The sequence below is a fragment of the Natrinema marinum genome (assembly GCF_024296685.1).
In the GTDB taxonomy this organism is placed as follows: Archaea; Halobacteriota; Halobacteria; order Halobacteriales; family Natrialbaceae; genus Natrinema; species Natrinema marinum.
The window spans coordinates 2416490-2439076 of the sequence record NZ_CP100763.1; the positions used below are offsets into that span (position 1 = coordinate 2416490).

At 65.5% G+C, this 22587-nt stretch carries 17 protein-coding genes; 6 read left to right on the top strand and 11 right to left on the bottom strand.

Translation table 11 applies throughout. The features are described from left to right. Positions 1 to 47: 47 nt before the first annotated feature. Entirely contained in the window at positions 48 to 3224 is a 3177-nt protein-coding gene (carB, locus tag NKH51_RS12005; protein ID WP_254761917.1) for a carbamoyl-phosphate synthase large subunit, read from the bottom strand. Between the two features lie 271 nt (positions 3225 to 3495). Between carB and NKH51_RS12010 the strand changes: the two genes are divergently transcribed. Further along, positions 3496 to 5775, top strand: a complete 2280-nt coding sequence (locus NKH51_RS12010; RefSeq protein WP_254761918.1) for a hybrid sensor histidine kinase/response regulator — start codon at positions 3496 to 3498, stop codon at positions 5773 to 5775. Between the two features lie 354 nt (positions 5776 to 6129). On the opposite strand, the gene NKH51_RS12015 is transcribed toward NKH51_RS12010, so the two are convergent. After that, positions 6130 to 6666: a DUF5815 family protein gene (locus NKH51_RS12015; protein WP_254761919.1), complete on the bottom strand. Its 537-nt coding sequence runs from the start codon at positions 6664 to 6666 to the stop codon at positions 6130 to 6132. 123 nt (positions 6667 to 6789) lie between these two features. Here NKH51_RS12015 and NKH51_RS12020 point away from each other — a divergent pair, with 123 nt between their 5' ends. Continuing rightward, positions 6790 to 7059 carry a DUF7967 family protein gene (locus NKH51_RS12020; protein WP_254761920.1) on the top strand — a complete coding sequence of 90 codons (270 nt, stop codon included), beginning with the start codon at positions 6790 to 6792 and terminating at the stop codon, positions 7057 to 7059. A gap of 49 nt (positions 7060 to 7108) precedes the next feature. On the opposite strand, the gene NKH51_RS12025 is transcribed toward NKH51_RS12020, so the two are convergent. The 7 genes from NKH51_RS12025 to NKH51_RS12055 form a co-directional block, all read right to left on the bottom strand. Continuing rightward, positions 7109 to 7981: an ABC transporter permease gene (locus NKH51_RS12025; protein ID WP_254761921.1), complete on the bottom strand. Its 873-nt coding sequence runs from the start codon at positions 7979 to 7981 to the stop codon at positions 7109 to 7111. Further along, positions 7978 to 8895 (bottom strand): ABC transporter ATP-binding protein, encoded by a 918-nt coding sequence (locus NKH51_RS12030; RefSeq protein WP_254761922.1) that lies wholly within the window; start codon positions 8893 to 8895, stop codon positions 7978 to 7980. Before NKH51_RS12030 ends, NKH51_RS12025 begins: the two co-directional genes overlap by 4 nt. Before the next feature lie 175 nt (positions 8896 to 9070). After that, a complete protein-coding gene (locus NKH51_RS12035; protein WP_254761923.1) occupies positions 9071 to 9985 on the bottom strand; it encodes an ArsR/SmtB family transcription factor in 915 nt (304 codons plus the stop codon). A 163-nt stretch (positions 9986 to 10148) separates the two neighbouring features. Next, positions 10149 to 10352 (bottom strand): hypothetical protein, encoded by a 204-nt coding sequence (locus NKH51_RS12040; protein ID WP_254761924.1) that lies wholly within the window; start codon positions 10350 to 10352, stop codon positions 10149 to 10151. A 122-nt stretch (positions 10353 to 10474) separates the two neighbouring features. Further along, complete coding sequence (locus NKH51_RS12045) at positions 10475 to 10885, bottom strand: DUF7124 domain-containing protein (protein WP_254761925.1); 411 nt, start codon at positions 10883 to 10885, stop codon at positions 10475 to 10477. A gap of 73 nt (positions 10886 to 10958) precedes the next feature. Then, entirely contained in the window at positions 10959 to 11186 is a 228-nt protein-coding gene (locus NKH51_RS12050; protein ID WP_254761926.1) for a DUF7979 domain-containing protein, read from the bottom strand. 162 nt (positions 11187 to 11348) lie between these two features. Further along, positions 11349 to 12587 carry an NAD(P)/FAD-dependent oxidoreductase gene (locus tag NKH51_RS12055; RefSeq protein ID WP_254761927.1) on the bottom strand — a complete coding sequence of 413 codons (1239 nt, stop codon included), beginning with the start codon at positions 12585 to 12587 and terminating at the stop codon, positions 11349 to 11351. Between the two features lie 291 nt (positions 12588 to 12878). Here NKH51_RS12055 and NKH51_RS12060 point away from each other — a divergent pair, with 291 nt between their 5' ends. The 3 genes from NKH51_RS12060 to NKH51_RS12070 all read left to right on the top strand — a co-directional run bounded on the left by NKH51_RS12060 (position 12879) and on the right by NKH51_RS12070 (position 16207). Continuing rightward, positions 12879 to 13460 carry a DUF6149 family protein gene (locus tag NKH51_RS12060; protein WP_254761928.1) on the top strand — a complete coding sequence of 194 codons (582 nt, stop codon included), beginning with the start codon at positions 12879 to 12881 and terminating at the stop codon, positions 13458 to 13460. Positions 13461 to 13601: 141 nt separating this feature from the next. Then, complete coding sequence (locus NKH51_RS12065) at positions 13602 to 14849, top strand: polysaccharide deacetylase family protein (protein ID WP_254761929.1); 1248 nt, start codon at positions 13602 to 13604, stop codon at positions 14847 to 14849. 80 nt (positions 14850 to 14929) lie between these two features. After that, on the top strand, positions 14930 to 16207 hold the full coding sequence (locus tag NKH51_RS12070) for an MFS transporter (RefSeq protein WP_254761930.1): 1278 nt from the start codon (positions 14930 to 14932) through the stop codon (positions 16205 to 16207). 54 nt (positions 16208 to 16261) lie between these two features. Here the strand turns inward: NKH51_RS12070 and NKH51_RS12075 are convergent, their stop codons facing one another. Together NKH51_RS12075 and NKH51_RS12080 are read right to left on the bottom strand one after the other, a co-directional pair. Continuing rightward, positions 16262 to 17614 (bottom strand): ABC transporter substrate-binding protein, encoded by a 1353-nt coding sequence (locus NKH51_RS12075; RefSeq protein WP_254761931.1) that lies wholly within the window; start codon positions 17612 to 17614, stop codon positions 16262 to 16264. Between the two features lie 227 nt (positions 17615 to 17841). After that, a complete protein-coding gene (locus NKH51_RS12080) occupies positions 17842 to 19167 on the bottom strand; it encodes an ABC transporter substrate-binding protein (protein ID WP_254761932.1) in 1326 nt (441 codons plus the stop codon). A gap of 277 nt (positions 19168 to 19444) precedes the next feature. Between NKH51_RS12080 and NKH51_RS12085 the strand changes: the two genes are divergently transcribed. Beyond that, a complete protein-coding gene (locus NKH51_RS12085) occupies positions 19445 to 22585 on the top strand; it encodes a methyl-accepting chemotaxis protein (RefSeq protein WP_254761933.1) in 3141 nt (1046 codons plus the stop codon). The last annotated feature ends 2 nt before the right edge of the window (positions 22586 to 22587 follow it).

A 22587-nucleotide genomic window follows, 5' to 3' on the forward strand; every position in this document is an offset into this window, starting at 1 on the left:
ACCGGGTGCGGAAAAAGAGACGAACCGACGCGATCGGCGCGACCGCGTTACTCCGACCGGCCCCACTTAGCCGCCTGCTGCGGGCGGTCGGTGACGGCGGCGACCTCGAGGTCGCCGTCGAAGCTGTCGAGCGCTTCGACGTAGGCCTCGGCGCTGGCGACCGTCGACAGGTAGGGGATCTCCTCCTCGACGGCCATCTCCAGCGAGTCGCGGTCGCGACTGACGACGAAGTCGACCTTGCCCTCGCGGACGGCCTGTGGCACGTCGTCGAACTCGGCCACGTCGAAGTGCTCCTCGAAGCCGTCGACGTCTAAGTCGACGACGGCGGTGCCCTCGCTGACGGCGTTGCCGGCGGCCTGCTGGGCCTTCCAGTAGGCCGTGCCGAACTCGCTTGCCGTCCCCATGACCTCGCCCGTGGACTTCATCTCCGGACCGAGACGCGGGTCCGAGCCCGGCAGGCGGTCGAAGGGCAGGACGACCTCTTTGATCGAGGTGTGGTCCGGGATCTGCTCCTGAGCGTCGAGACTTTCCAGGGTTTCGCCGGCCATGACCTGCGCGGCGAGTTTGGCGATCGGAACGCCCGTCGCCTTCGAGACGAACGGGACGGTGCGCGAGGAGCGGGGGTTGGCCTCGAGGACGTACACTTCGCCGTCACGAACGGCCAACTGGACGTTCAACAGCCCCTTCGTTTTGAGCGCCTCGGCGATGTCCTCGGTGACCTCACGGACGCGCTGTAGCGTCTCCGCGTCTAACGAGCGCGGCGGGATCATGCAGGCGGAGTCGCCGGAGTGGACGCCGGCGGTCTCGACGTGTTCCATGATGCCGCCGATAATCGCGTTGCGGCCGTCGGAGACCGCGTCCACGTCGAGTTCGATCGCGTCCGCGAGGAAGTCGTCGACGAGGATCGGCTTCTCGGGACTGACGCGGACCGCTTCCTCGATGTAGGTCTCGAGTTCCTCGTCGTCGTAGACGACGTCCATCGCGCGGCCGCCCAGCACGTAGCTCGGGCGGACGAGGACGGGATAGCCGATGTCGTGGGCCAGCTCGAGGGCCTCCTCCTTCGAGAAGGCGGTGCCACCCTGCGGCTGAGCGATGTCCAGTTCGTCCATCAGGGCGTTGAAGCGGTCGCGGTCCTCCGCTAAGTCCATCGCCTCGACGCTCGTCCCCATGATCTCGCAGTCCAGCCCGCGGCGCTGTAGTTCGTCCTCGAGCGGTTCGCCGATGTTGACCGACGTCTGCCCGCCGAACTGGACCATCACGCCGTCGGCGCCGGTGGCCTCGGCCACGTCGGCGACCTCCTCGGCGGTGATCGGCTCGAAGAACAGCCCGTCGGAGGTGTCGTAGTCCGTCGAGACCGTCTCGGGGTTGTTGTTGACGACGTAGGCGTCGATCCCGAGGTCGCGCAGGGCGCGGACCGCGTGAACCGAACAGTAGTCGAACTCGACGCCCTGGCCGATGCGGATCGGACCGCCGCCGACGACGATCACGCTCTCGATGTCGCGGTCGACCTCGAGCTCGCCCGAGGCGGCGTCGCCGATGAGCGGTCCTTTCTCGAACTCGTTTTTACGCGAGGAGTAGTAATAGGGCGTCTCGGCTTTGAACTCGCCCGCGCAGGTGTCGACCTGCTTGTAGGTGCGACCCGGCACCTCGGTCTCGACCGTGTCGACGTCCGCGCCGGCGGCCGCGGCGATCGTCGCGTTCGTGTGGCCGGCGATCGCGGCCTCCGTGAAGTCGCCTTCCTGGGCCGCGAGCGTCGAGTCGGCGATGTTCTCGTAGCGCTCGGTGTACCACTCGAAGATGCCCGTCAGCGCCACGATCTCGTCGACGGTGTAGCCGCGGTCGAAGGCCTCGAACATCGCGTAGGGGCGGTCCGGCGACGGACGCTCTAGGTACGCTTCCTCGAGTTCGGCGTCGCTTACCTCGGCCCAGTCGACATCGGGCTCGTACTCGGAAGAGCGAAGCGCCTTCAGCAGGCTCTCCTCGAAGGTGCGGCCGATGGCCATCGCCTCGCCGGTCGACTTCATCGCCGTCGTCAGCTCGAAGTCGACGTCGTCGAACTTGTCTTTGGGCCAGCGCGGAACCTTCGTGACCACGTAGTCGATCGCGGGCTCGAAGGCGGCGGTGGTCTGGCCGGTGATCTCGTTTTCGATCTCGTGGAGGCGCTTGCCGAGCGCGACCTTCGCGGTGACGCGGGCGATCGGGTAGCCGGTCGCCTTCGACGCGAGTGCAGAAGAGCGCGAGACACGGGGGTTGACCTCGACGACGCGGTACTCGCCGCCGGGGGTACCGTCGTCGTGCCACGCGAACTGGATGTTACAGCCGCCCTGAATGCCGAGTTCGCGGATGACGTCGAGCGCCGCGGTGCGCATCTCCTGGTGGCCCTCGTCGGGGACGATCTGGGAGGGCGTGACGACGGTCGACTCGCCCGTGTGGATCCCCATCGGGTCGATGTTTTCCATGTTACAGATGATGATACACGAGTCGTCGGCGTCGCGCATCACCTCGTACTCGTACTCGACCCAGCCAGCGATCGATTCGGTGATGAGGACTTCGCTGTTCCGGGAGAGGCGCAGCCCCTTGCGGACGCGACGGAGGAGTTCGTCGAACTCGTGGACGACCCCCGAGCCGGAGCCACCCAGCGTGTAGGTCGTCCGGGCGATGACCGGGAGCCCGCCGACCTCGTCGACGGCGGCCTGCACGCGCTCTTTCAGGTCCTCCTCGGTCAGCTCCGAGACCGCTTCGTCCTCCTCGAGCGAGATCGTGGTCGAGGCGGGAACCGGTTGCCCGATCTTCTCCATGCGCTGGCGGAAGAGATCGCGGTCCTCCGTCGCGTAGATCGTGTCCAGCGGCGTCCCCATAATCTCGACGTCGTACTCCTCCAAGACGCCTTCCTCGGCCAGTTCGGCGGTGACGTTCAGCCCGGTCTGGCCGCCAAGGCCGGCGATGACGCCGTCGGGGTTCTCCTTGCGGATGATCTCGGCGATGGCGTCGGTCGTGATCGGCTCGATGTAGACCCGGTCTGCCATCTCCGGATCGGTCATGATCGTCGCGGGGTTCGAGTTCACGAGGACGACGCGGGCACCTTCCTCCTGAAGCGCCCGACAGGCCTGCGCGCCCGAATAGTCGAATTCGGCGGCCTGTCCGATCTGGATCGGGCCGCTCCCGATCAAGAGGATCGTGCGTCCGTCCCCTGTCTCGCCGTCTGCGGCGGTGTCCGTACTCATCTGTCTTGTCGAATCGGAGTTCGCACATCGTAATAAGCCCCACGATACAGTACGAATCTCGAAACGCGTTTTCGAAATTCGAACCCAGGGGCCGAGATTCGGGGGATGCTGGTTTCCCGCCAGCGCGGCCGGTCTCTCCGGGGTGAGTGTGAACCTCACCCGCCCGATCGGTCGTCAGCTACGACCCGCGTGTGCGGTTTCGAACAGTCACAGCCGCTTCGGGCGGCCATATCTCTTATAGCACACCGGACCCTCCCTTCGAGTCGATCAGATGGCTGCGTTCGGCACCCTCGATTTTCACCCCTCACAGACCGTCGTCTACGCCGACCCGGACCCCACGGCCCGCCGGCGGATCGCCGACGAACTCGAGGCGGCCGCCGATCTCGCGGTCGAACCCGTCGCGACGGCAGTCGAGCTCCGAGACGCGCTCGCCGACGCCGACGGGTGTCCGTGCGTCGTCACCGAGTACCGACTCGAGGAAACTGACGCGCTGTCGCTGTACGAACGCCTCCGCAATGACGGGCTCGCGGACGCCCCGTTCGTCCTCTTCACCGGCGACGGCGACGAGACGCTCGCCAGCGATGCGATCACGGCCGGGCTGTCGGGGTACGTCCCGAACGACAGCGAAGACTCGGTCGAACGGTTGCTCGCCCAACTCGAGACGGTCACCGACGCGACGGACGACGACGAGGGACGCGCGGTCGATCTCGACCGCGACCGGTTCGCCGCGGTGTTCGAGCACAGTCCCGACCCGATCATCGTGACGCGGTACGCCGACGCAAAACAGATCGTCGACGTCAACCCGGCGTTCGAGGCGACCTTCGGCTACGCGAAGACGGACATCACCGGCAGCGCGATCGACGACGTGCTCGTTCCGGCGGACGGCGAACCCGTGGCCATCGCTGACGACGCCGGGCTCGAGGAGGTCATCACGGCCGACGTGGAGCGAGTGACGACCGACGGTCGGGGCGAATTCCGTCTCGTGGGGTTTGCGACCGAGATCGACGGCGACCAGTACGAGTACGCGATCTACACCGATGTCAGCGAGCAGAAGCGCCGAGAGCGCGAACTCGAGCGCTATCGCACCCTCGTCGAGACGGTCGGCGATTCGATGTACGTCCTCGATGTGGACGGCCGGATCGAGATGGTCAACGACGCGATGGCCGACAGGCTCAGCGAATCGCGTGCGAACCTCGTCGGGACGTATCCGTCGGACTACATGTCAAACGAGGATATCGAACGGGGGACGGAGACGCTGCTCGAGATCCTCGAGGACGACGACCGGCGCTGGGGGACCTTCGAGATGCGCTTCGAACCCGTCGACGGCGAGCCGTACATGGCAGAGGACAACGTCGCACCACTGGTCGACGACGACGGAGAACTGACCGGCAGCGTCGGCGTCATCAGGGACATCGCCGACCGGAAGGAGCGCGAACGGCGAATTCGGCGGCTCCACGACGGGACTCGCCGACTGATGACGGCGGCGAGTGCAGAGGAGGTCGCCCACGTCGCAGGCGACGTCGCTTGCGACGCCCTCGAGTTGCAAACCAACGCCGTCCACCTCTACGACGAGGCCGACGACGCGCTCGTTCCCGTCGCCGTCACCGAGCGAACGAGGGAGCTACTCGGTGACGTGCCCGCGATCGAGCGCGATGGCGGGCTCGCCTGGGACGCCTACGAGGCCGGCGAGGCCATCGCCCACGGTGACGTGCGCCACGATCCGAACGTGAAAAACCCCGAGACGCCGATCCGAAGCGAGGCGCACATCCCGATCGGCGACGAGGGGCTGTTCATCGTCAGTTCGACCGAGCCCAACGACTTCGACGAGGAGGCCCTCGCGCTCGCGAAGATCCTCGTCGCCAACGTCGAGGCCGCCCTCGAGCGCGCCCGCCGCGAGGACGAACTCGCCGCGCGGACGGCCGAACTCGAGCGCCAGAACGACCGCCTCGACGCCTTCGCCAGCACCGTCTCCCACGACCTTCGGAACCCGCTGACCCTCGCCGCGGGCCACCTCGAGAACATAGCACCCCACGTCGCCGAGGAGGGCGAACGCTACCGCGAGGAGATAGCCTGGGCGCTCGAGCGCATGAACGACCTCATCGAGAGCGTCCTCGCGCTCGCCCGCAGCGGCCAGCGACTGACCGAGACGGAACCGGTCGCCCTCGACGCGGTCGTCGATCGGGCCCACCGAACCGTCGACCCGGACCTCGACCTCGTCCGCGACGAATCGTTACCGACGCTCGAGGCCGACGACGATCGCCTCCTCGTCCTCTTCGAGAACGTCTTCCGCAACGCCCGCGAGCACGCCGGCCCCGACGTGACGGTCACGATCGAGGCCACCGACGACGGATTCGCAGTCGCCGACGACGGCCCCGGCGCCCCACCGGCCGAGCGCGACGACATCCTCGAGTCGGGGTACACCACCGCGGCGGACGGCACCGGCTTCGGCCTCGCGATCGTCACCGAGGTCGTCGAGGCCCACGGCTGGTCGATTGCGGTCGAGGAGAGCGAGCACGGCGGGCTTCGACTAGCGGTTTCGACGGCGGGGTGACGAATCCGACTCGAGGAATCCGCTATACAGCAGCGTGATGGAGCCGGATGCGATGGCGCGCGCCGTCGGCCGGCCGAGCGACGCGAGATGCGAACCCAGTGAGCACCTCGGAACGCGAACGGTGACCGAAGGGAACCGTGAGCGAGAGAGAGAGAGAGGACGGCCGATAACTCCGTGCGAGGGATGAGTGAGCGGAGCGAGGCCGAACGGAGTGTGGCCTCGCGAGCGAGCGAATCGGCTGGGGAGGACGTGGAAATCCCCCTGTTCGTGGAGTAGAAGGATACCATCCCTCGGCCGGCGCTAGCTCGAGAACCGTTCGACCGCATCCGCCGCACAGGTCAACCCTCGGTACGGCTAGAGGGGTTGATCGTACTCGCTCTCGAACTCGCGTTGTCGCCGGTACTGGTCGACGAACTCCCCGACGTCGAACTCGAGCATCTGGGACTCGAACTCGGTGACCGCGGCGTCGTCCTCGGCGTGGCTGACCGCGTGTTCCATGAGTTCGACGACGAGTTCGACGACGATCTCGTGGAGCCGCCGGGCGTCGAAGTCCGTCATCCACAGTAGCGTGTACCCGACGGCGCCGTCGTCGCTCGCGTCGTGGACGACCACTCGCTCGGGGAACTCCTCCATGACGATCCCCAGCAGATGGGGCGTGCCGAACGAGTCGAACTCGTCGTCCGTGTCGATCGTCTCCTCGAGTACCGCCACGAGCGACTCCGGAAAGAAGCGCGAAGGTGGGTGCACGTCGGTCACGACGGCGTGGGGCTCGCCGCAGGGACAGCGGTACTCGCGCATTCCCAGATCGATCTCGTGGGGATCGACGGCCTCTCCGCAGGGAAGCTCGAGCCGATCGCCGCTATCTGCACCCGGAACGCGGGAGTCTGTCATTGCTCGAGATTGGGTTGGGACGGCCATAAGGCCGACGACTCCAGCCGTCCACACAGCGGCGAGCGGTCTCACACGCCGCGCTTGAGACCAAAGACTAACCGCGCGCTGGTGATGCGTTCGACCATGACATCGACGACGGATTCCGTTCGCGTCTGGCTCGTCGAGCGCGGCTACACCAACCGCGACCTCGTGATCCTCCAGTACGCGACGCCCGACGGGGAGGGCGTCTACCGGCGAGAACTCGCGCCGCAGGCCCTCGAGGGGGCGACGGTGACCGCCGCCAAGGACGTCTCCCCCAGCGATCTCGAGGCGGCCGACGAGGCCGACGTCCAGCGGTACGCCGACGAAGCGGCGCGGATGGCCGAGGAACACGAGCCCGACGACGAGATCTGACCGCCACGGACGAGACGCTCGCCGCGAGTCGACCGAAACGCGAGCGCGATCAGAGATCAGAGTCGTCGAATCGGGTGTAGCCGATAGCCAGCGGAACGACGAGCCAGAGGCCGAGCACCACGAGGCCGATCTCGGGGCTCGTGTAGAACGGTTCGGCCGCCTCGGCGGACACCTGCACGCCGGCTCCCGACTGGGCGGGGTCGGCACCGGCCGTCGCGGCGATATCGGGCAACAGCGCGACGACCGCCGAGAAGTACGCCGCGGAGGGCGCGAGCTGTAGCAGTGGGAACAGCCAGTCGGGCATCGTCGACGGCAGCGCGAACCCGTTGACGACGTAGACGATCCCCATCGGAATCGCGTCCCAGAGCAGTTCGAAGACGACGAAGAAGCCGAGCGCCAGCGTCGTCGCGCGCGATGTCGACCCCGTCGTCGCCGAGAGGCTGACGACGATCGTCGCGTAAACGGCCGCGAAGGCCAGCGTGACCAGAACGAACGTCAGAGCCGCGAGGGCGTCGACCTCGCCGAGCAACGCGGCACCCACCCCGAGACCGACGAGGAGCCCGACGCCGAGGCCGAGAACGAGAACGCCGGCCCGGCCGACGACTTTCCCGGCGAAAACCTGCCCGCGCGTGGTCGGCAGGGAGAGCAACAGCTTGATGCTCCCGAGTTCGCGCTCGCCGGCGAGGGACTTGTAGCAGACGACGATCGCCGCGAGCGGTACGAACAGCCCGACGAGCCCGATCGTGAAGAAGATCAGCCCGCCGAAGGTCGCGCCGGCGGGCGATCCGAACATCTCGGGCACCTCGACGTAGGCGTACGTGGAAACGATCGAGAGGAGCACGAAGACGACGACGAGCGACCACAGCGCCCGCGACTGGACGGCGTCTCGGAAGTCCTTCTTCGCGACGGTGGCCCAGGTCATGCTTCGACCTCCCGACCCTCGTTCGTGTAGCGGACGAACAGGTCCTCGAGCGAGGACTCGACGACCGAGAAGTCCTGTACCGGAGCCACTCCGTCGATGGCGTCCAGCGCGGCGAACTTCGAGACGCCGTCGACGCTCACCCGCAGCCGGTCGTCCTCGATCGACGCGCTACCGACGCCCTCGAGCCGTCGGACTCGCTCGAGGACACTCTCGTCGAGTTCCGAGACGTAGACGTACAGCGTTTCGCCGGTCTCGGTCGCGTCCCGGAGCCCGTCGATCGTGTCGACGGCGACGAGTCGGCCGCGATCGATGATCGCCACGCGGTCACAGACCGCTTCGACCTGTTCCATGACGTGACTCGAGAAGAAGACGGTCGTCCCGCGGTCGTTCTCCTCGCGGATGATCTCGCGCATCTCTCGAGCGCCGTTCGGATCGAGGCCGGTCGAGGGCTCGTCCAAGATCAATAGATCGGGATTGCCCACCAGCGCCATCGCCAGCGCCAGCCGCTGGCGCATCCCCTTCGAGTAGCCGCCGGCCTTCCGATCGGCGGCGTCGGCGATCCGAACGCGCTCGAGCAATGCCTCGGGGTCGTCGTCGGCACCTTTCATCTCGATGGCAAACTCGACGTGCTGGCGGCCGGTGAGCCGGTCGTAGACGTGGTAGGCGTCGGGCAACACGCCGGTCCGGTCGCGGACGGCCAGCCCTTCCGACTGGGCGTCGTGACCCAACACGGTCGCGGTCCCGCCGGTCGGTCGAATGAAGTCCAGCAGGATGTCGATCGTCGTCGACTTGCCCGCGCCGTTGGGGCCCAGAAAGCCGAATATCTCGCCTTCCTCGATCGTGAGGTCGAGCCCGTCGACGGCGACCACGTCGCCGAAGCGCTTGGTCAGCCCCTCGAGTTCAATCGCCGCCATAGTCAACCCCCCGGTGCGCCGTCGTGACCCGTAGTGTCGGTGAGACGTGTCGCATGGAGGGTCATGCGCGGCGACCACGATAAGTATTGTCGTTATCCCAACATAACGACAGCGATGCTACTCAAATATGTTTGAGACGGTCGGTCAACGGTAAGGCGAGCCGAGGAGCGAACCGTCAGCCGTCGTCGCTCGCTCCGGTTTCGACAGTCGCCGGGACGACTGCAAACGAGTCGTCGATCTCGAGTCGAAGCGTCTCGCCGTCGAGAGTGATCGCGACCGTCGCCTCGAGCGGTTCGACGCTGGCGACATCGGTCGTGACCGCGTCCGTCACGAGGTACTCGAAGAACTCCCAGATCGGCGTGTCGGGCAGCGAGATCCCGTGCTCCCAGCAGAAGGCGAGCGCGACGGGGTGAAACGCCGCCGAGACTTCGATCGGCATGCTGACCGTGAACCGACACTCGCGACACGTGTGCTCGAGAGTGTAGAACGTCCGGCCGTCGCGATCGTGCTCGGTGGCGTCGGTGTCGATCGGGCCGTAACACTCCGGGCAGACGGCGCCCCGAACCAGCGCGTACGTGCTCCAGATCCGATAGCCGACGCTGTCGACGACCGCCGCCGGCGACCGGTTTCGCGTCTGGCTTCGGGGCAGGAGATCGGTCACCAGCGTCGACTCGCAGGAATCACACCGAACCACGAACCGCTCGTCCTCGACCGTCGCGACGAGCGACCGCCCCTCGCAGAAGACGCAGGCACCGCCGACCGCCACGTCGTCGAAGCCGTGGGTGCTTTCGTACAGTCCGGAGCGGATCGTCCGAACGATCTTGGTGCCGCCGTAGGTCAGCCGGTAGCCGTCGGGCGTCTCGGCGACGAACCGCCCGACGAGTCGGTCGAGGTGGTAGGAGAACTGTGACGTGCTGTCGACATCGACCGCGTCGTACAGCGCCGTGAACGGCAGCGAAAGCGGCTGTTCGCGCCGCTTTCGCTCGGCCTCGGCGAGCGCCAGGAGTATTTCGAGGCGCGTTCGGTTGCCGAGGGCGCCGATCGTGTCGACGATCTCCCCGTCGATCGGGTCGTCGTGTGACTGACTCATCGTTCGGTGTTCCGATCGCGATCGGTATAGCAGTAGTTGGGATGACAGCCTCTGTTCGAAGAGCGGTCTGAAGAGCCACAGTGGACAGTACTGCAGCTTTCGGACCGAGATACCCCCGATTTAGCTGCTGTCGAAATCCGACTGCAGAACACGAAAGAACTGCTTACCAGTTCGACCAGTCCGGCTCTTCGTGATGTTTTATCACGACGTGGGCGAGAAGATAGAGCGGCAAGAGGGTGAGTATCAGTAGAGAGACGGTTCCGCCCACTTCTCGAGAGAGTTCGTTCGTCGCGTCTGAGACGGTCTCGAGGGCGATTGCGGCCAACAGATACGTGATGAGCGCGAGAAACCACTCCGTTCTGTCCATACATCACTGTGCAATAGTTTCTGTTACGAATGTTCCGATTCGATGAATAGATGATTTTACTGCCGAGAGCGCGGCCATTCGTCGTCGGGTGAGTGAATCAGGATCGTCTCGAGACACCGCGTTCAGGGCCAATCGTCTCGGACCTGCTCTGTGTCCTCTTCCTCGTCTTCGGCGTGAGTCGCCAGGATCCAGTCGGCCGCGTCGGCGGCGTCCTCGACGGCGAGATACTCCCAGTCGACCTCGTCGGCCAACTGCTCGTCCTCCTCGCTGGCACCGATGTAGACGTAGCGGTCGGTATCGAACTGATCCTTGACGCCCTCTAAGCTCTCCGCTTTCCCGCGGGGCCCGGAGAAGAAGTCCTGCCGGATGCGGTTCTTCCGCGTGAAGTTCGTCACGACGTAAGTCGGTTTCTCGGAGACGACGCCGATGTACTCGGTCCACCCCCTGGCGTCCTCGAAGACGCGCTCGGGCGAGGCGAGTTCCTTCAGCGCCTCGAGTTCGAATGCCAGGGTCATGTCGCTGTCGCCGTTCATGCGTCAGGAAAAGCGCGCACGTGGGAAAACGACTTCGATACGGACGGCGCGTCGGCCCAGATGAATCGCCGGCTCAGGCGCGCTCGACACGGTAGTAGTCGGTAAAGACGATGACCTCGCCGGCCTCGAGGCCGGTCTCGGCCGCCGGAATCGCCCGGTCGTCGCCGACGGCCTCGTAAAACGCCGTCAGCGTCTCCGAATCGAGCTGATCGACGTGACGAACGGTCGCGGCCGCACCGAGGGAGTCAACGCGTTCGAGGGTCAGCGATCGACGACGGAGTTCACTGGCAGGCATGCTCATTGGTACCGAATGTCGTTCATCGACTTAACCGTTCTGTCGCGCCCGCTGAACTGTCTCCGATAGTAGGCCGGACGCGGGGGCTGTCGAGCGTAGCGAAAGCGAATCAAGTACGACCGTCGCGAGGAAAACGAGTCCGCTGCCGTCGAAACGCGGTTTCGGCGGTTACTGCTCCTGTTGTGGCGCGAGGTTGTCGAGGTCGACCTGTTTCTCGAGGAGGACCTCGGCCTGATCGGCGACCGGGCGCTGTTCGCGCATCAACTGCTTGTACTTGCTCTGGGGAGAGAGGTCGCCGATGAGGACGCCGCCGACGATCTTGCCGTCCTTGAACGCGATGCGTCGCCACTCGGTGTCGCTGTACTTGCGTTCGGCGTGCTCGTCGCCCAGCGTCGGGTGGCCGAAAGAGAGGAACGGGAAGTCGAAGTGCGTGATGGAGTACGAGGAGACCCACTCGAACTCTTCGGCCTCGTCGTCGGCGGCCATGTTGATCGCGGCGACCCGACCCTGTTCTTTCGCCGAGCCCCACGAACCGTTCTGGGCCTCTTCGCCGAGCAGTACGTCGTAGAATCGCGTGATGTCGCCCGCGGCATAGATGTCGTCGACGTTCGTCTGCATGTACTCGTCGACGACGATACCGTTGTCCTCCTCGAGGCCGGCCCCGCGGAGGTACTCGGTGTTGAACGTCAGGCCGATCGCGACGCCGGCGAAATCGCAGTCGTAGCGCTCGCCGTTGGGGTCGACGGCGGCGGTGACGTAGCCGTCGTCGTCGGTCTCGAAGTGATCGACGCCGCTGTCGAAGACGGGCTCGACGCCGACCCCGCGCATGCCCTCGTGCATGATCTCCGCGCCGTCGCTCGAGAGCGCGTAGCGCCACCAGCGGTCGCCGCGCATCAGGTAGTCGGCCTCGATGCCCTGTGCGCCACAGACGGCCGCGAAGTCGATGCCGAGGAGGCCGGCACCGACGATGACGCCTCGATCGGCTCGTTCGGCGTGCTCGCGGATGCCGCGGGCGTCCTGAAACGTCCAGAAGTGGTGGATGCCGTCGGCGTCGCTGTTGTCGACGGGCAGCTGCGTCGGCGTTCCGCCGGTGGCGACCAGCAGCTTGTCGTAGGAGACGTCGCCGCTGGCGTGCGTGTGGATGACCTTCTCGTCGGTGTCGACGCTCGTCACGTGCGTGTCCAATGAGAGGTCGATATCGCGGTCGTCGTACCACTCCTCGTCGTGAATCGAGATCGGAGCCTCGGGGAGCTTGCCTTTCGCGTGCTCCTTGATCAGAATCCGGTTATACAGAGGCTCCCCCTCATCGGTGATGACGGTAATCTTCGCGTCCGGGTCTTCCTCCCGGAGGGTCTCGGCGGCCGAACTGCCCGAGATCCCGTCACCGATGATGACGTACTGAGTCATATCTCGAACGTTCGTAATGCGGGTTAAAGTGGGTTGCTATCTCGTCTATTTTGCCGGACGGGGAGCCACGACACAACGATCGTAAACTGTGAGCCGAATATGTTTACTGAACTGTCTTCGGTGCTATCCAGTTCGGTACCGGGCTCGAGAGAGCAAGGTTTGCTGCCATCTCCGACGCGATTCGCCGCGTGGCGGTCGCTCGCTCGCGCCGAACCAGCCGAAAGTCGACGGGCGAACGATTTAACATTGTTGTCCGAACCGTTCTTTAGGGACTGTTCCCAAGACGGTGGCATGAAACTCCGCCAGAACGCGAAACACTTCGCCTATCGCAAGGCTCTCGAGACGCCGGGGATCCGCTCGGCGGCCACCGCGGGGCTGGTCAGGCTCCACACCAAAGTCTTCGCCGGCAAGGCCGATCCGGCCCACGCCGAAGAACGGAAACCCCACCTCGACGGGCTCTTCGACGCGACGATGGACAGCTACCTGCGGGCGCTCCAGGAGGGCTACTCCGAGGCCGAGGCCCGCGAGATCACGCACATCCAGGCCAACTTCGACTTCTACAACCACGGCTGGACCGAGATGATGGAGTTCCCCACCGACGAACTCGAGGACCACTACGACCGCTATCGCGAGTTCTTCGAGCGCTGGGACGTGACGATCGACGAGCCGCTGGGACAGTTCGCGCCACCGGAGGGACTGACCGAGGCTCCCTCGACGCCCGAAAAGCTCGAGGACCCCGAACACCCCCACGCCGAGGGCGGCTTCGCCGACGACGTTTACGTCGAGACTGACGAGGGCGACCTTGTCGTGGGCGGACAGGAAGCACCCGCTGACGTCGACGCATCACAGGCCGTCGGAAGCGAGGACCGCTGACTCGAGGACGGCCAGCACCGGCGTCAGAGCGGAATTCTCGAGGTATGGACCGGCTACCGTCGTGTGCAGTCGCCCAAAGTCACGTCTCGAAGATAGTAACTCGGTCGTAACAATACGGAAACGTGACGTGTCTCGTCGGCAATGCAACGACGGACGTATCTCGCAGCGGCCGCGACGTTGGCGCTGGCGGGCTGTGCCGGGACCGAGACGAGCGCTCCGAACGACGAACCGGCGACGGAATCGACGAACAGCGACCCGCGGACCGATAGTGTGGACGACGGTGTGACCGACCGACCGAAGTCGGCCGAAACCGTCGATGACTTCGAGGAACTGGCCGCTTGGGAGGCCGTCGGTGGGACCCTCTCGCCGGCTCCCGACCGAGCCGTCGTCGGCTCGCAGAGCGGGCGGCTCGAGATTCCGGCGAGCGAATCGAGCAGCAGGCTCACGCGGGAGTTCGCGTCACCGTTCGACTGGTCGACCGCCGCGCCCGGCGTCGCCGTCGCGTCGGCCGATCTCGTCGTCCCCTGGCTCCGGCTGGTCGACGTCGAGGGCAACTGGGCCGACTTTCGGCGGGGAGTCAAGGGCGGCCTCCCCCTGATGCGGTACAACTTCGGCGTCGAGGAGCGCTCGGACGGGTTCGACCCGAGCGCGGTCGAAGCGGTCCACCTGCTCGTCTGGACGGGCGAGGGAACGGCGGGGACGGTCTGGTTCGACGACCTCCACGTCGTCCCGCGACCGGACCGCGGGAAGGTGATGATCCAGTTCGACGACTCCCACGTCACCGACTACACCGAGGCGCTGCCGATCCTCGAGGAGTACGGCTACCCCGCCGTCTCGTTCGTCACGACCGGTTACGTCGACGACGGGGTCGTCGGCGGCGATCCCCGACTCTCGACCGAGCAGGTCCGCGAACTCCACGACGCGGGGTGGTGTATCGCCAATCACACCGTCAGTCATCCGGACCTCCCGTCGCTCAGTCGGGCGGAGCAGGCCGCCGAGATCCGCGGCGGAAAGGAGTGGCTGCGCGAGCGCGGCTTCGACGACGGTGCGGACTACTTCGCCTACCCGTTCGGGGCCTACGAACCGACGACGCTCGAGGTCGTGGCGGCCCACCACGACCTCGCCTGGGGCGGCGGCCCGCCGGCACAGGGCTACGTGGCGAACTCGCGACTCGCTCCGCGGATCGGTAATCCGAGCGCCAAGCGAGCGCGGGCAGCGATCGAACGCGCGGCGTCGATCCCCGGGATCACCTCGCTGTTCTTCCACCGACTCGAGGGCGAGTCTCTCGAGGACTTCGAGGCGACCGTCGAAGCGATCCGCGAGTACGAGGCCGCCGGCGAGATCGACGTGATCCTGCCGGGGGACGTAGCGCGGGAGTTCGTCGTCTGAGAGGGACCGTAGACGAACGAACGCCACCGGTTCCCACACTGCTAAGTCCCCGGAGCGCCCGAATTGGTGCAACGAATTACATGGCGCTGAACGCGAACGATCGGTCGATCGCCAACTTCACCATGGCGGGCCACGCGCTCGTCCACTGGTTCGAAACCTCGATCCCGATCTTCCTGGTGGTCTGGCTCGACGAGTTTTCCGTCGGTGTCGCGCTCTTCGGCATCGTCGTCGCGCTTGGCTACGCGCCGTTCGGCCTCGGGGCGCTCCCTGGGGGAATCCTCGCCGACCGCTACGGGGCCCGGCCACTCGTGTTGGTCTGTCTCGGCGGCATGAGCCTCGCCTTTCTCGTCCTTGCCATCGCGACCTCGATCTACGCCATCGCGGTCGGCCTGGTCCTCTGGGGCGTCGCCGCCAGCGTCTATCACCCCGCCGGCCTCTCGCTGATCAGCACCGGCGTCGAGGACCGAGGCACCGTCTTCGCCTGGCACGGTATCGCCGGCAACGCCGGTATCGCGCTCGGCCCGTTCGTCACCGCCACGCTGCTGATCTTCCTCGAGTGGTCCGTCGTCGCGGCAATCCTCGCCGTTCCAGGCGTCATCGCGGTCCTCTACGGCCTCGGGGCGGAGTTCGACCCGACCGCCGCGGTCGCCGACGACGCCGACGCTGGCCCGGACGAGGCGCTGTCGCCGGCGGACCTCCTCGGGAACTCGCGAACGCTGTTCGCCAGCGCGTTCGCCGTGGTCTTCGTCCTCGTTGCGTTCGAAGGGCTCTACTACCGCGGTACCCTCACGTACCTCCCCGAGATCCTCCACGGGCTGCCGGCGATCGAGGCGCTGGCCCTGCCGGCCGGCCTCGAGGGCATTCAGCCGGCCGACTACGTCTACGTCGGCCTGCTGGTCGTCGGCATGGCGGGCCAGTACGCCGGCGGGAAGTTGACCAACCGCGTCTCGCCGGCCCGCGGACTCGCGGCGATCTTCGCCGTTCTCGTGGTGCTCGCGCTCGCGTTCGTTCCGGTCACGACGGCCGAAGCGGGACTCGGTACGATCGTCGCGCTCTGTGGCCTGCTCGGTTTCTTCCTCTTTGCCATCCAGCCGTTCTACCAGAACGCCGTCGCGATCTACACGCCGCCGGACGCCCGCGGGCTCTCCTACGGCTACACGTATCTCGCCGAGTTCGGCTTTGGCTCGGCGAGCATCGCCGTCGGCGGCTTCGTCCTCGGCGAACTCTCGCAAACGGTGTTTTTCGCGGTGATCGCCGGCTTCGCGGTCGGCGGCGGGCTTCTGGCGGGCGCGCTGCTGGTCGGCGACGGTCGGTTCGCGACGGCCGACGGCACGCTCGAGGCGAACGCGGACGACTGACGGCAGACGGCCGTCGGCCACCTACTGCAGAAGAAACGATCAGCCAGCGGCTCCTCAGAGCCAGTACGGCGTCTGGTACTCGGCCGTCTGGTGATTCTTGGGCCAGATAACCTCCTGAACCCCTTCGCCCTCGTCGTTTTCCTGCCACTGCATATAGATGGCACCGTCGTCGCTTGGCTCGAGGTCGTGGGCGTACTGGTGGTCCTTGTCGTAGAAGCTGATCTGCCCAGTGGCGCCGTCGAAGTTGACGTTTTCGAGCGCCCCGATCACCGTCTCGGTATCTTGCGTCTTGGTCTGTTCGATGACGTGTCTGTAGAGCATGACCGCTTCGTACGTCGTGTACCCGGTGTAGACGGGGGTCCCGCCGTACGTGTCCCGATACCGGCCCACGAACTGCTGTGTCAGGGGGCCGGCATCGCTGTTTGCGGTCGCACTGATCTGTGCGACGCCGTAGCGACACAGGCCGCCGGTCATCTCGTAGTAGGCCGGCAACTGCATCGGCACGTGGATGCCACCGAACGCGAACGGTCGCGGCTGGGGTGGCACTTCGGGACGGTTCGGATACGCCCAGTCGAGCAGGGCGCTCGTCCCTGTGTGTGCAGTCAGAATGAACGCCGCGTCCGCGTTCGACGCTTCGGCCTCGTCGTAGAGCGACGAGAAGTCGTCGGATGCCGGCGGGTACCGCCGCTCCATCGTCACCTCGACGCCGACGCCGTCGAGTTCGTCCTGCAGGATTTGCCAGGGTTCCTGCGACCACGGGTAATCTTCGACCAGCACGGCGACGGAGTTCCAGCCGATGTTGGAACCGTTGTCGTCCAGAAAGTTGACCAAGTCTGTACCAAGGTCGTACGAGTTGGTCGGGCCGACGCGGAAGTGGTACTTGTATCGATCGTAGTTTTCACTGACCTTCTGGCTGACCGCCGGGGTCGAGGCCCCACTCGTCAGGTGGACCGTCTGCTGTTCGGCGATATCCTCGATGATCGTCTCGAGCGAGGGGCTGTCGAAGACGCCAACGGTGACATCCGCATCCTCCTCGAGGACGAGTCGCTGGTACTGGCGACGCGCCTCGAGCGGACTCGAGTTCGTGTCGCCGACGGCGAGTTCGACGTGTCTGCCGAGAATCCCTCCCTTCTCGTTGATCTCGTCGACTGCAACCTGCGCACCGCGCACCATCCCCCGACCGATATAATTACTGTCCGGATTCGGCGCGAGAATGCCCATGGTGATCGGGTTCTCGCTTCCGGATCCCCCGGTGATCGACCCGAGGGTTCCTAGACACCCAGCGGTCGAGAGGCTGACCGCGCTGCCGGCCGTCGCGAGGACGCGTCGCCGCTGGAGACCGCTTCGTCGAGTCCGTTGGTCGGTCGCGAGGCTTGGGTCGTGCTCAGCCCCACCACATTCATCCATGTCGACCAGTCATTTTGTCTTCGGTCTCTTAACAATTGTGGCAGCTTATCAAAGGAGTGCTGGTTGCGATTGACACGCTAGAAACGTCCGCAGACCGGTTTGAAAACGATCGGAAACGAACACATCGCGGCTCGAGTGACCGCACGTGACGAAAAGCAATACAGTTCTCGGCGGGCGCCATCGCGGAACCGACGATCCCCCGTAAGTGCTCCGGGGACGACCGATTCCTAGAACCAGTCCGGATCGACATACTCGGCGGACGCGTGCTGATCGGGCCAAATGACCTCCTGAACGCCCTCGCCGTCGTCGGTTTCTCGCCACTGGAAGTACACCGGGTGGACGTTCTCCTCCCCGTAGATGACGTCGTGAGCGAACTGATGGTCCGGCTCGTGGAACGCTATCGTACCCGTCGTTCCGGTGAAACTGATATCCTCGAGTGTGCCGACCAGCGTCTCGGAGTCGACCGTCCCGGCCCGCCCGGCGGCGTCCGCGAACAGTTTGATCGCGTCGTACGCGATAAAGCCGGTGTAAACGGGGCTCTGCCCGCCGTAGGTCTGTTGATACGTATCGACGAACGGTTGCGTCTTGGGAGTGAGTTCGCTCGTCGACGTGGCACTGGCGTAGCCCACGGCGAATCGGCACGCGCCGTCGGTCAGTCGGTAGTACGATGGGAGCTGCATCGGGACGTGAATGCCGCCGAAGGCGAACTCCCGCTCCGTCGGTCCCCAGTCGAGTATGGCTTTGGTACCGGTGTGAGCCGTCGAGATGAATGCCGCATCAGCACCCGACGCCTCGACGTCGTCGTAGATCGAGGAGAAATCGTCGGTCGCCGGCGGATACCGTTCCCACATCGTCACGTCGATATCGAGATCGCTGAAGCGGCTCTGATAGAACGCCCACAGCCCCTCGGTCCAGTCGTAGTCTTCGGCGAGCACGGCGATGGAGTCCCAGCCGATATCGCCCCCCTTCTCGGTCAGGAACTCGATCTGGGCCTGCGCGAGGTTCGAACCGTTGACCGGGCCGACGCGGAAGTGGTACTTGTACTTCTCGTACTCCTCGTTTACCATCTGACTGGCCGTCGTCGTCGCTGACCCGGCCGTGAGGTGGAGCGTCTCCTGCTCGGCGATATCGTCCATCAGCGGGACGAGCGCCTCGCTCGTAGAGATACCGACCGTGACGTCGGCGCCCTCCTCGAGGACGAGCCGCTGGTACTGACGGCGAGCCTCTTGCGGGCTCGAGTTCGTGTCGCCGACGACCATCTCGACGTCGCGGCCGTTGATTTTACCCAGTTCGTCGACGGCGATCCGTGAACCCTGGACGATCGAGCGCCCGATGGAGTCGCTGTCCGGGTTCGGTGCGAGAACGCCGACCGTCACCGGTTCGACGTCGTCGCTTCCGACGATCGATCCCGCCGTCTCGAGACACCCTGCAAGCGAGAGTCCGGCAGCGCTACCCGCGGTCGTTTTGAGAACGTGCCGGCGATCGAAGCCGCGTCGTCGGCTCAAGCCGACGGTGTTGCCTGTGGTCTCGCGATGGTCCTGAGAGTCGGTCATATTGGCCAGTCGTTTCGACCTATCTTTCTTAACGTTTGCGAAGAATATCAACAGATAGTTACGAATGTGTGAGTGCAGGGCTACTAATATCTGATTCTTCACCTTTTGGCGGAGAAATTACACTCCTACGTTAAATTATATGTAATCCTATCGTAACGTGGACGGACGGGGGAAGAGCGTGGTTGTTTGGACACCACGCTCTTCCCTTCCCCGATTATCAGCACCGATAACTTCGGAACATCATTTATGTAGTGACAACATCACGCGTGTGCTATCGATGGATATCGCTAGACGATTGGTACCGACAGCTATCCGACGCAGGTACGCGGTCAAGTTCGGGATCGCGTTGCTAATTCTCGGGCTGTCGGTTGGCCTGATCGGATACGGGGCAACTGCAGGAATCACGAACCAAGTCGAAGATCGCGTTCAGACCGATCACGCATCTTCGGCCAGTCAGGAAGCACAGAGTCTGCAGATGTGGAACGAGCAGAACGAACACACGATCGGGACGATCGTCAGATCGGACGTCGTCGCCAGCGACGATCCGGCGGCAATCCAACAGCGGTTCCTCGATTGGCAGGAACACCTCGATACGGACACGTTCGATATCTCCTACGTCGATATCGGCAACGAGACGGTGACAGCCAGCACCAACGGTGCCTACCGCGGTGTGCCGGCCAGCGAACTGAACAACGTCCCGAGCGAAGCCTACTCGCAGGCGACCACCACCGTTCCGTGGGTTTCCGACGCCTACGTCGCCCAAGGTGAGTTCGGACAGAACACCACCGTCATCACCTACGTCCAACTCTCCGCCGCAAACGAGGACCGGGCGGTCGTCTACACCGCCGATCTCGAGGCGTACGCTAACCAGCTCCAGGACAAGGACGGCGTCACGACGATGATCGTCGACGGCGACAACGAGATCATGCTCGACAACGCCGGCTACGGCTCCGAAGGCCACCACGGCGACGGCCACAGCCGCGGAGAGGGCAGCGGCCACGACCACGCGACGCTCGGCACCACGTACAGCGGTGATACCAGCCTCCTCGAGGCTGCCCGAACCGACGGGGCGACCACGACGCGCATCTCCGGCTCGGAACTGAGCTTCGGCGGGGCGTACGGCTTCGATAGCAACGAATACGTCACGAGTTCCGCGCGCGTGTTCGGGACCGACTGGGTCGTCGTGAGCCACGAGCCCAAGGGCCAGGCGCTCGGGTTCGTCAACACGATCAACCAGTGGGGGATCTACGCGACGATCCTCGGCGTTCTCATGATCGGCGCGGTCGGAGCCGTCCTCGGCCGGAACACCGCCGTCTCGATCGACCGCCTCACCGGCAAGGCCGCCGAGATGGAGGAGGGCAACCTCGACGTCGACCTCGAGACCAAGCGGATCGACAACATCGGCCGGCTCTACAACGGCTTCGACTCGATGCGTGACGCGCTGCGCGAACAGATCGAAGAAGCCGAAGCCGCCCGCGAGGAGGCCGAACGCGAACGCGAGCGCGTCCAAGAGATCAACGACCACCTCGAGCAGAAGGCCGCCGACTACAGCGACGTGATGGAAGCGGCCGCCGACGGCGATCTGACCGCCCGGATGGCCGCCGACGGCGACAACGAGGCGATGGCCGAGATCGCCGAGGACTTCAACGAGATGCTCGACGAGATCGAGCAAACCATCGCCGAGCTCAACCGGTTCGCGACCGACGTCGCGACCGCCTCCGAACAGGTGACCGCCTCGAGCGAGGAGGTCCGATCCGCCTCCCAGCAGGTCACCGGCTCGATCCAGGAGATTTCCGACGGTGCCGACCGGCAGAACGAATCGCTCCAGTCGGTCAACCAGGAGATGAGCGCGCTGTCGACGACGACCGAAGAGATCGCCGCCTCCTCGAACGAAGTGGCCGACATCGCCGAGCGGACCGTCAACACCGGCCAGGACGGACAGGAAGCCGCACAGGAAGCGATCGCCGCGATGGACCAGATCGAGACCGAGGCGGGCAGCGCCGTCAGCGAGATCCGCCGACTCGAAGAGGAGGTCCAACAGATCGACGAACTGATCAACACGATTTCCGAGATCGCCCGCCAGACCAACATGCTGGCGCTGAACGCCAACATCGAGGCCTCTCGCTCCGCAGGTGGGAAAGACGACGAAGGGTTCTCCGTCGTCGCAAAGGAGGTCAAGGCCCTCTCCGAGGACGTCGCGCAGGCGGCCGACGAGGCCGAAGACCGGCTCGAGGCGATCCGGGATCGGACCGAGGAGTCCGCCGCCGAGGTCGAAGGCACCAGCGCGGACATCGAAAACGCCAGCGAGCAGGTCGAAGAGGCGGTCGAGGCGCTCGAAGAGATCGCCGAACTCGCCCAAGAGACCAACGTGGGCGTCCAGGAGATCTCCGCGGCGACCGAAGAGCAGGCCGCCTCGACCCAGGAGGTCGTGGCGATGGTCGACGACGCGGCGACGATCTCCGAGGAGACGACCTCCGAGGCCGAAAACGTCGCCGCCGCGGCCGAAGAGCAGACCACCGCACTGACCGAAGTGACCAAGTCCGCCTCGAGCCTCTCCCAGCAGGCCGCCCAGCTATCCGAGGCGCTCGACCGGTTCGACACCGAGGTCGACCGCGAGGACGTAGACCTCACGTCGACGTTCGACGCCGACGAGGAGCTGGCCGCCGAGGCGCAGTTCGAGGTCGATCCGGACGCCGGCGACGACGCACCCGACCAGAGCCGCGGAATCACGTTCGACGCCGACGATACCGAGACGAGCGCACCGACCGCGTTCGACGACGGTGACGACGCCGGACTCGACATCGAGCAGGACACGCCGACCGGCGACCCACTCGGCACTGACCAGCCGACGACCGACGCCGTCGAGGCCGACTCGAGCGACGAGTCGCTCGGAGCCGGTCCCGACGACGACGCGGCGGCCCGTGAGGCGACGGACGCACCGGCCGGCGACGATGGAGCTACCGAGCTCGGTGCCGACGAGATCCTCGGACTCGAGGACGACCCGGCGGACACCACAGCGACCGACTCGCTCGCCGAGGAGCCGGACGCGCCGGCGACCGACGCCGAGACGGCGTCCACCGACGACGCGGTCGGCTCGCTCGTAGAGGACGCCGAGGCGACCGAAGCTGACGAGGTCGACGACGAACCCGCGGACGCGCCAGCGGGCGACGACGGCGCAGCCACCACCGACGACGCGGCCGCACAGCCGCTCGAGTCGGACGACGGCGGCTTCGGTAACGCGGCCGACATCGACGCACAGGACGGGACGGACGCGGCCGACGAGAGCGACTCCGACGAGCAGACGGCGGACGAAGCCCCGACCGACGAGGGCGACGAAGACGACGGCGACGAAGACGACAGCACCGCTGCGGCCGAAAGCGAGGACGTGTTCACCTTCGGGACGACCGAAGACGAATAACG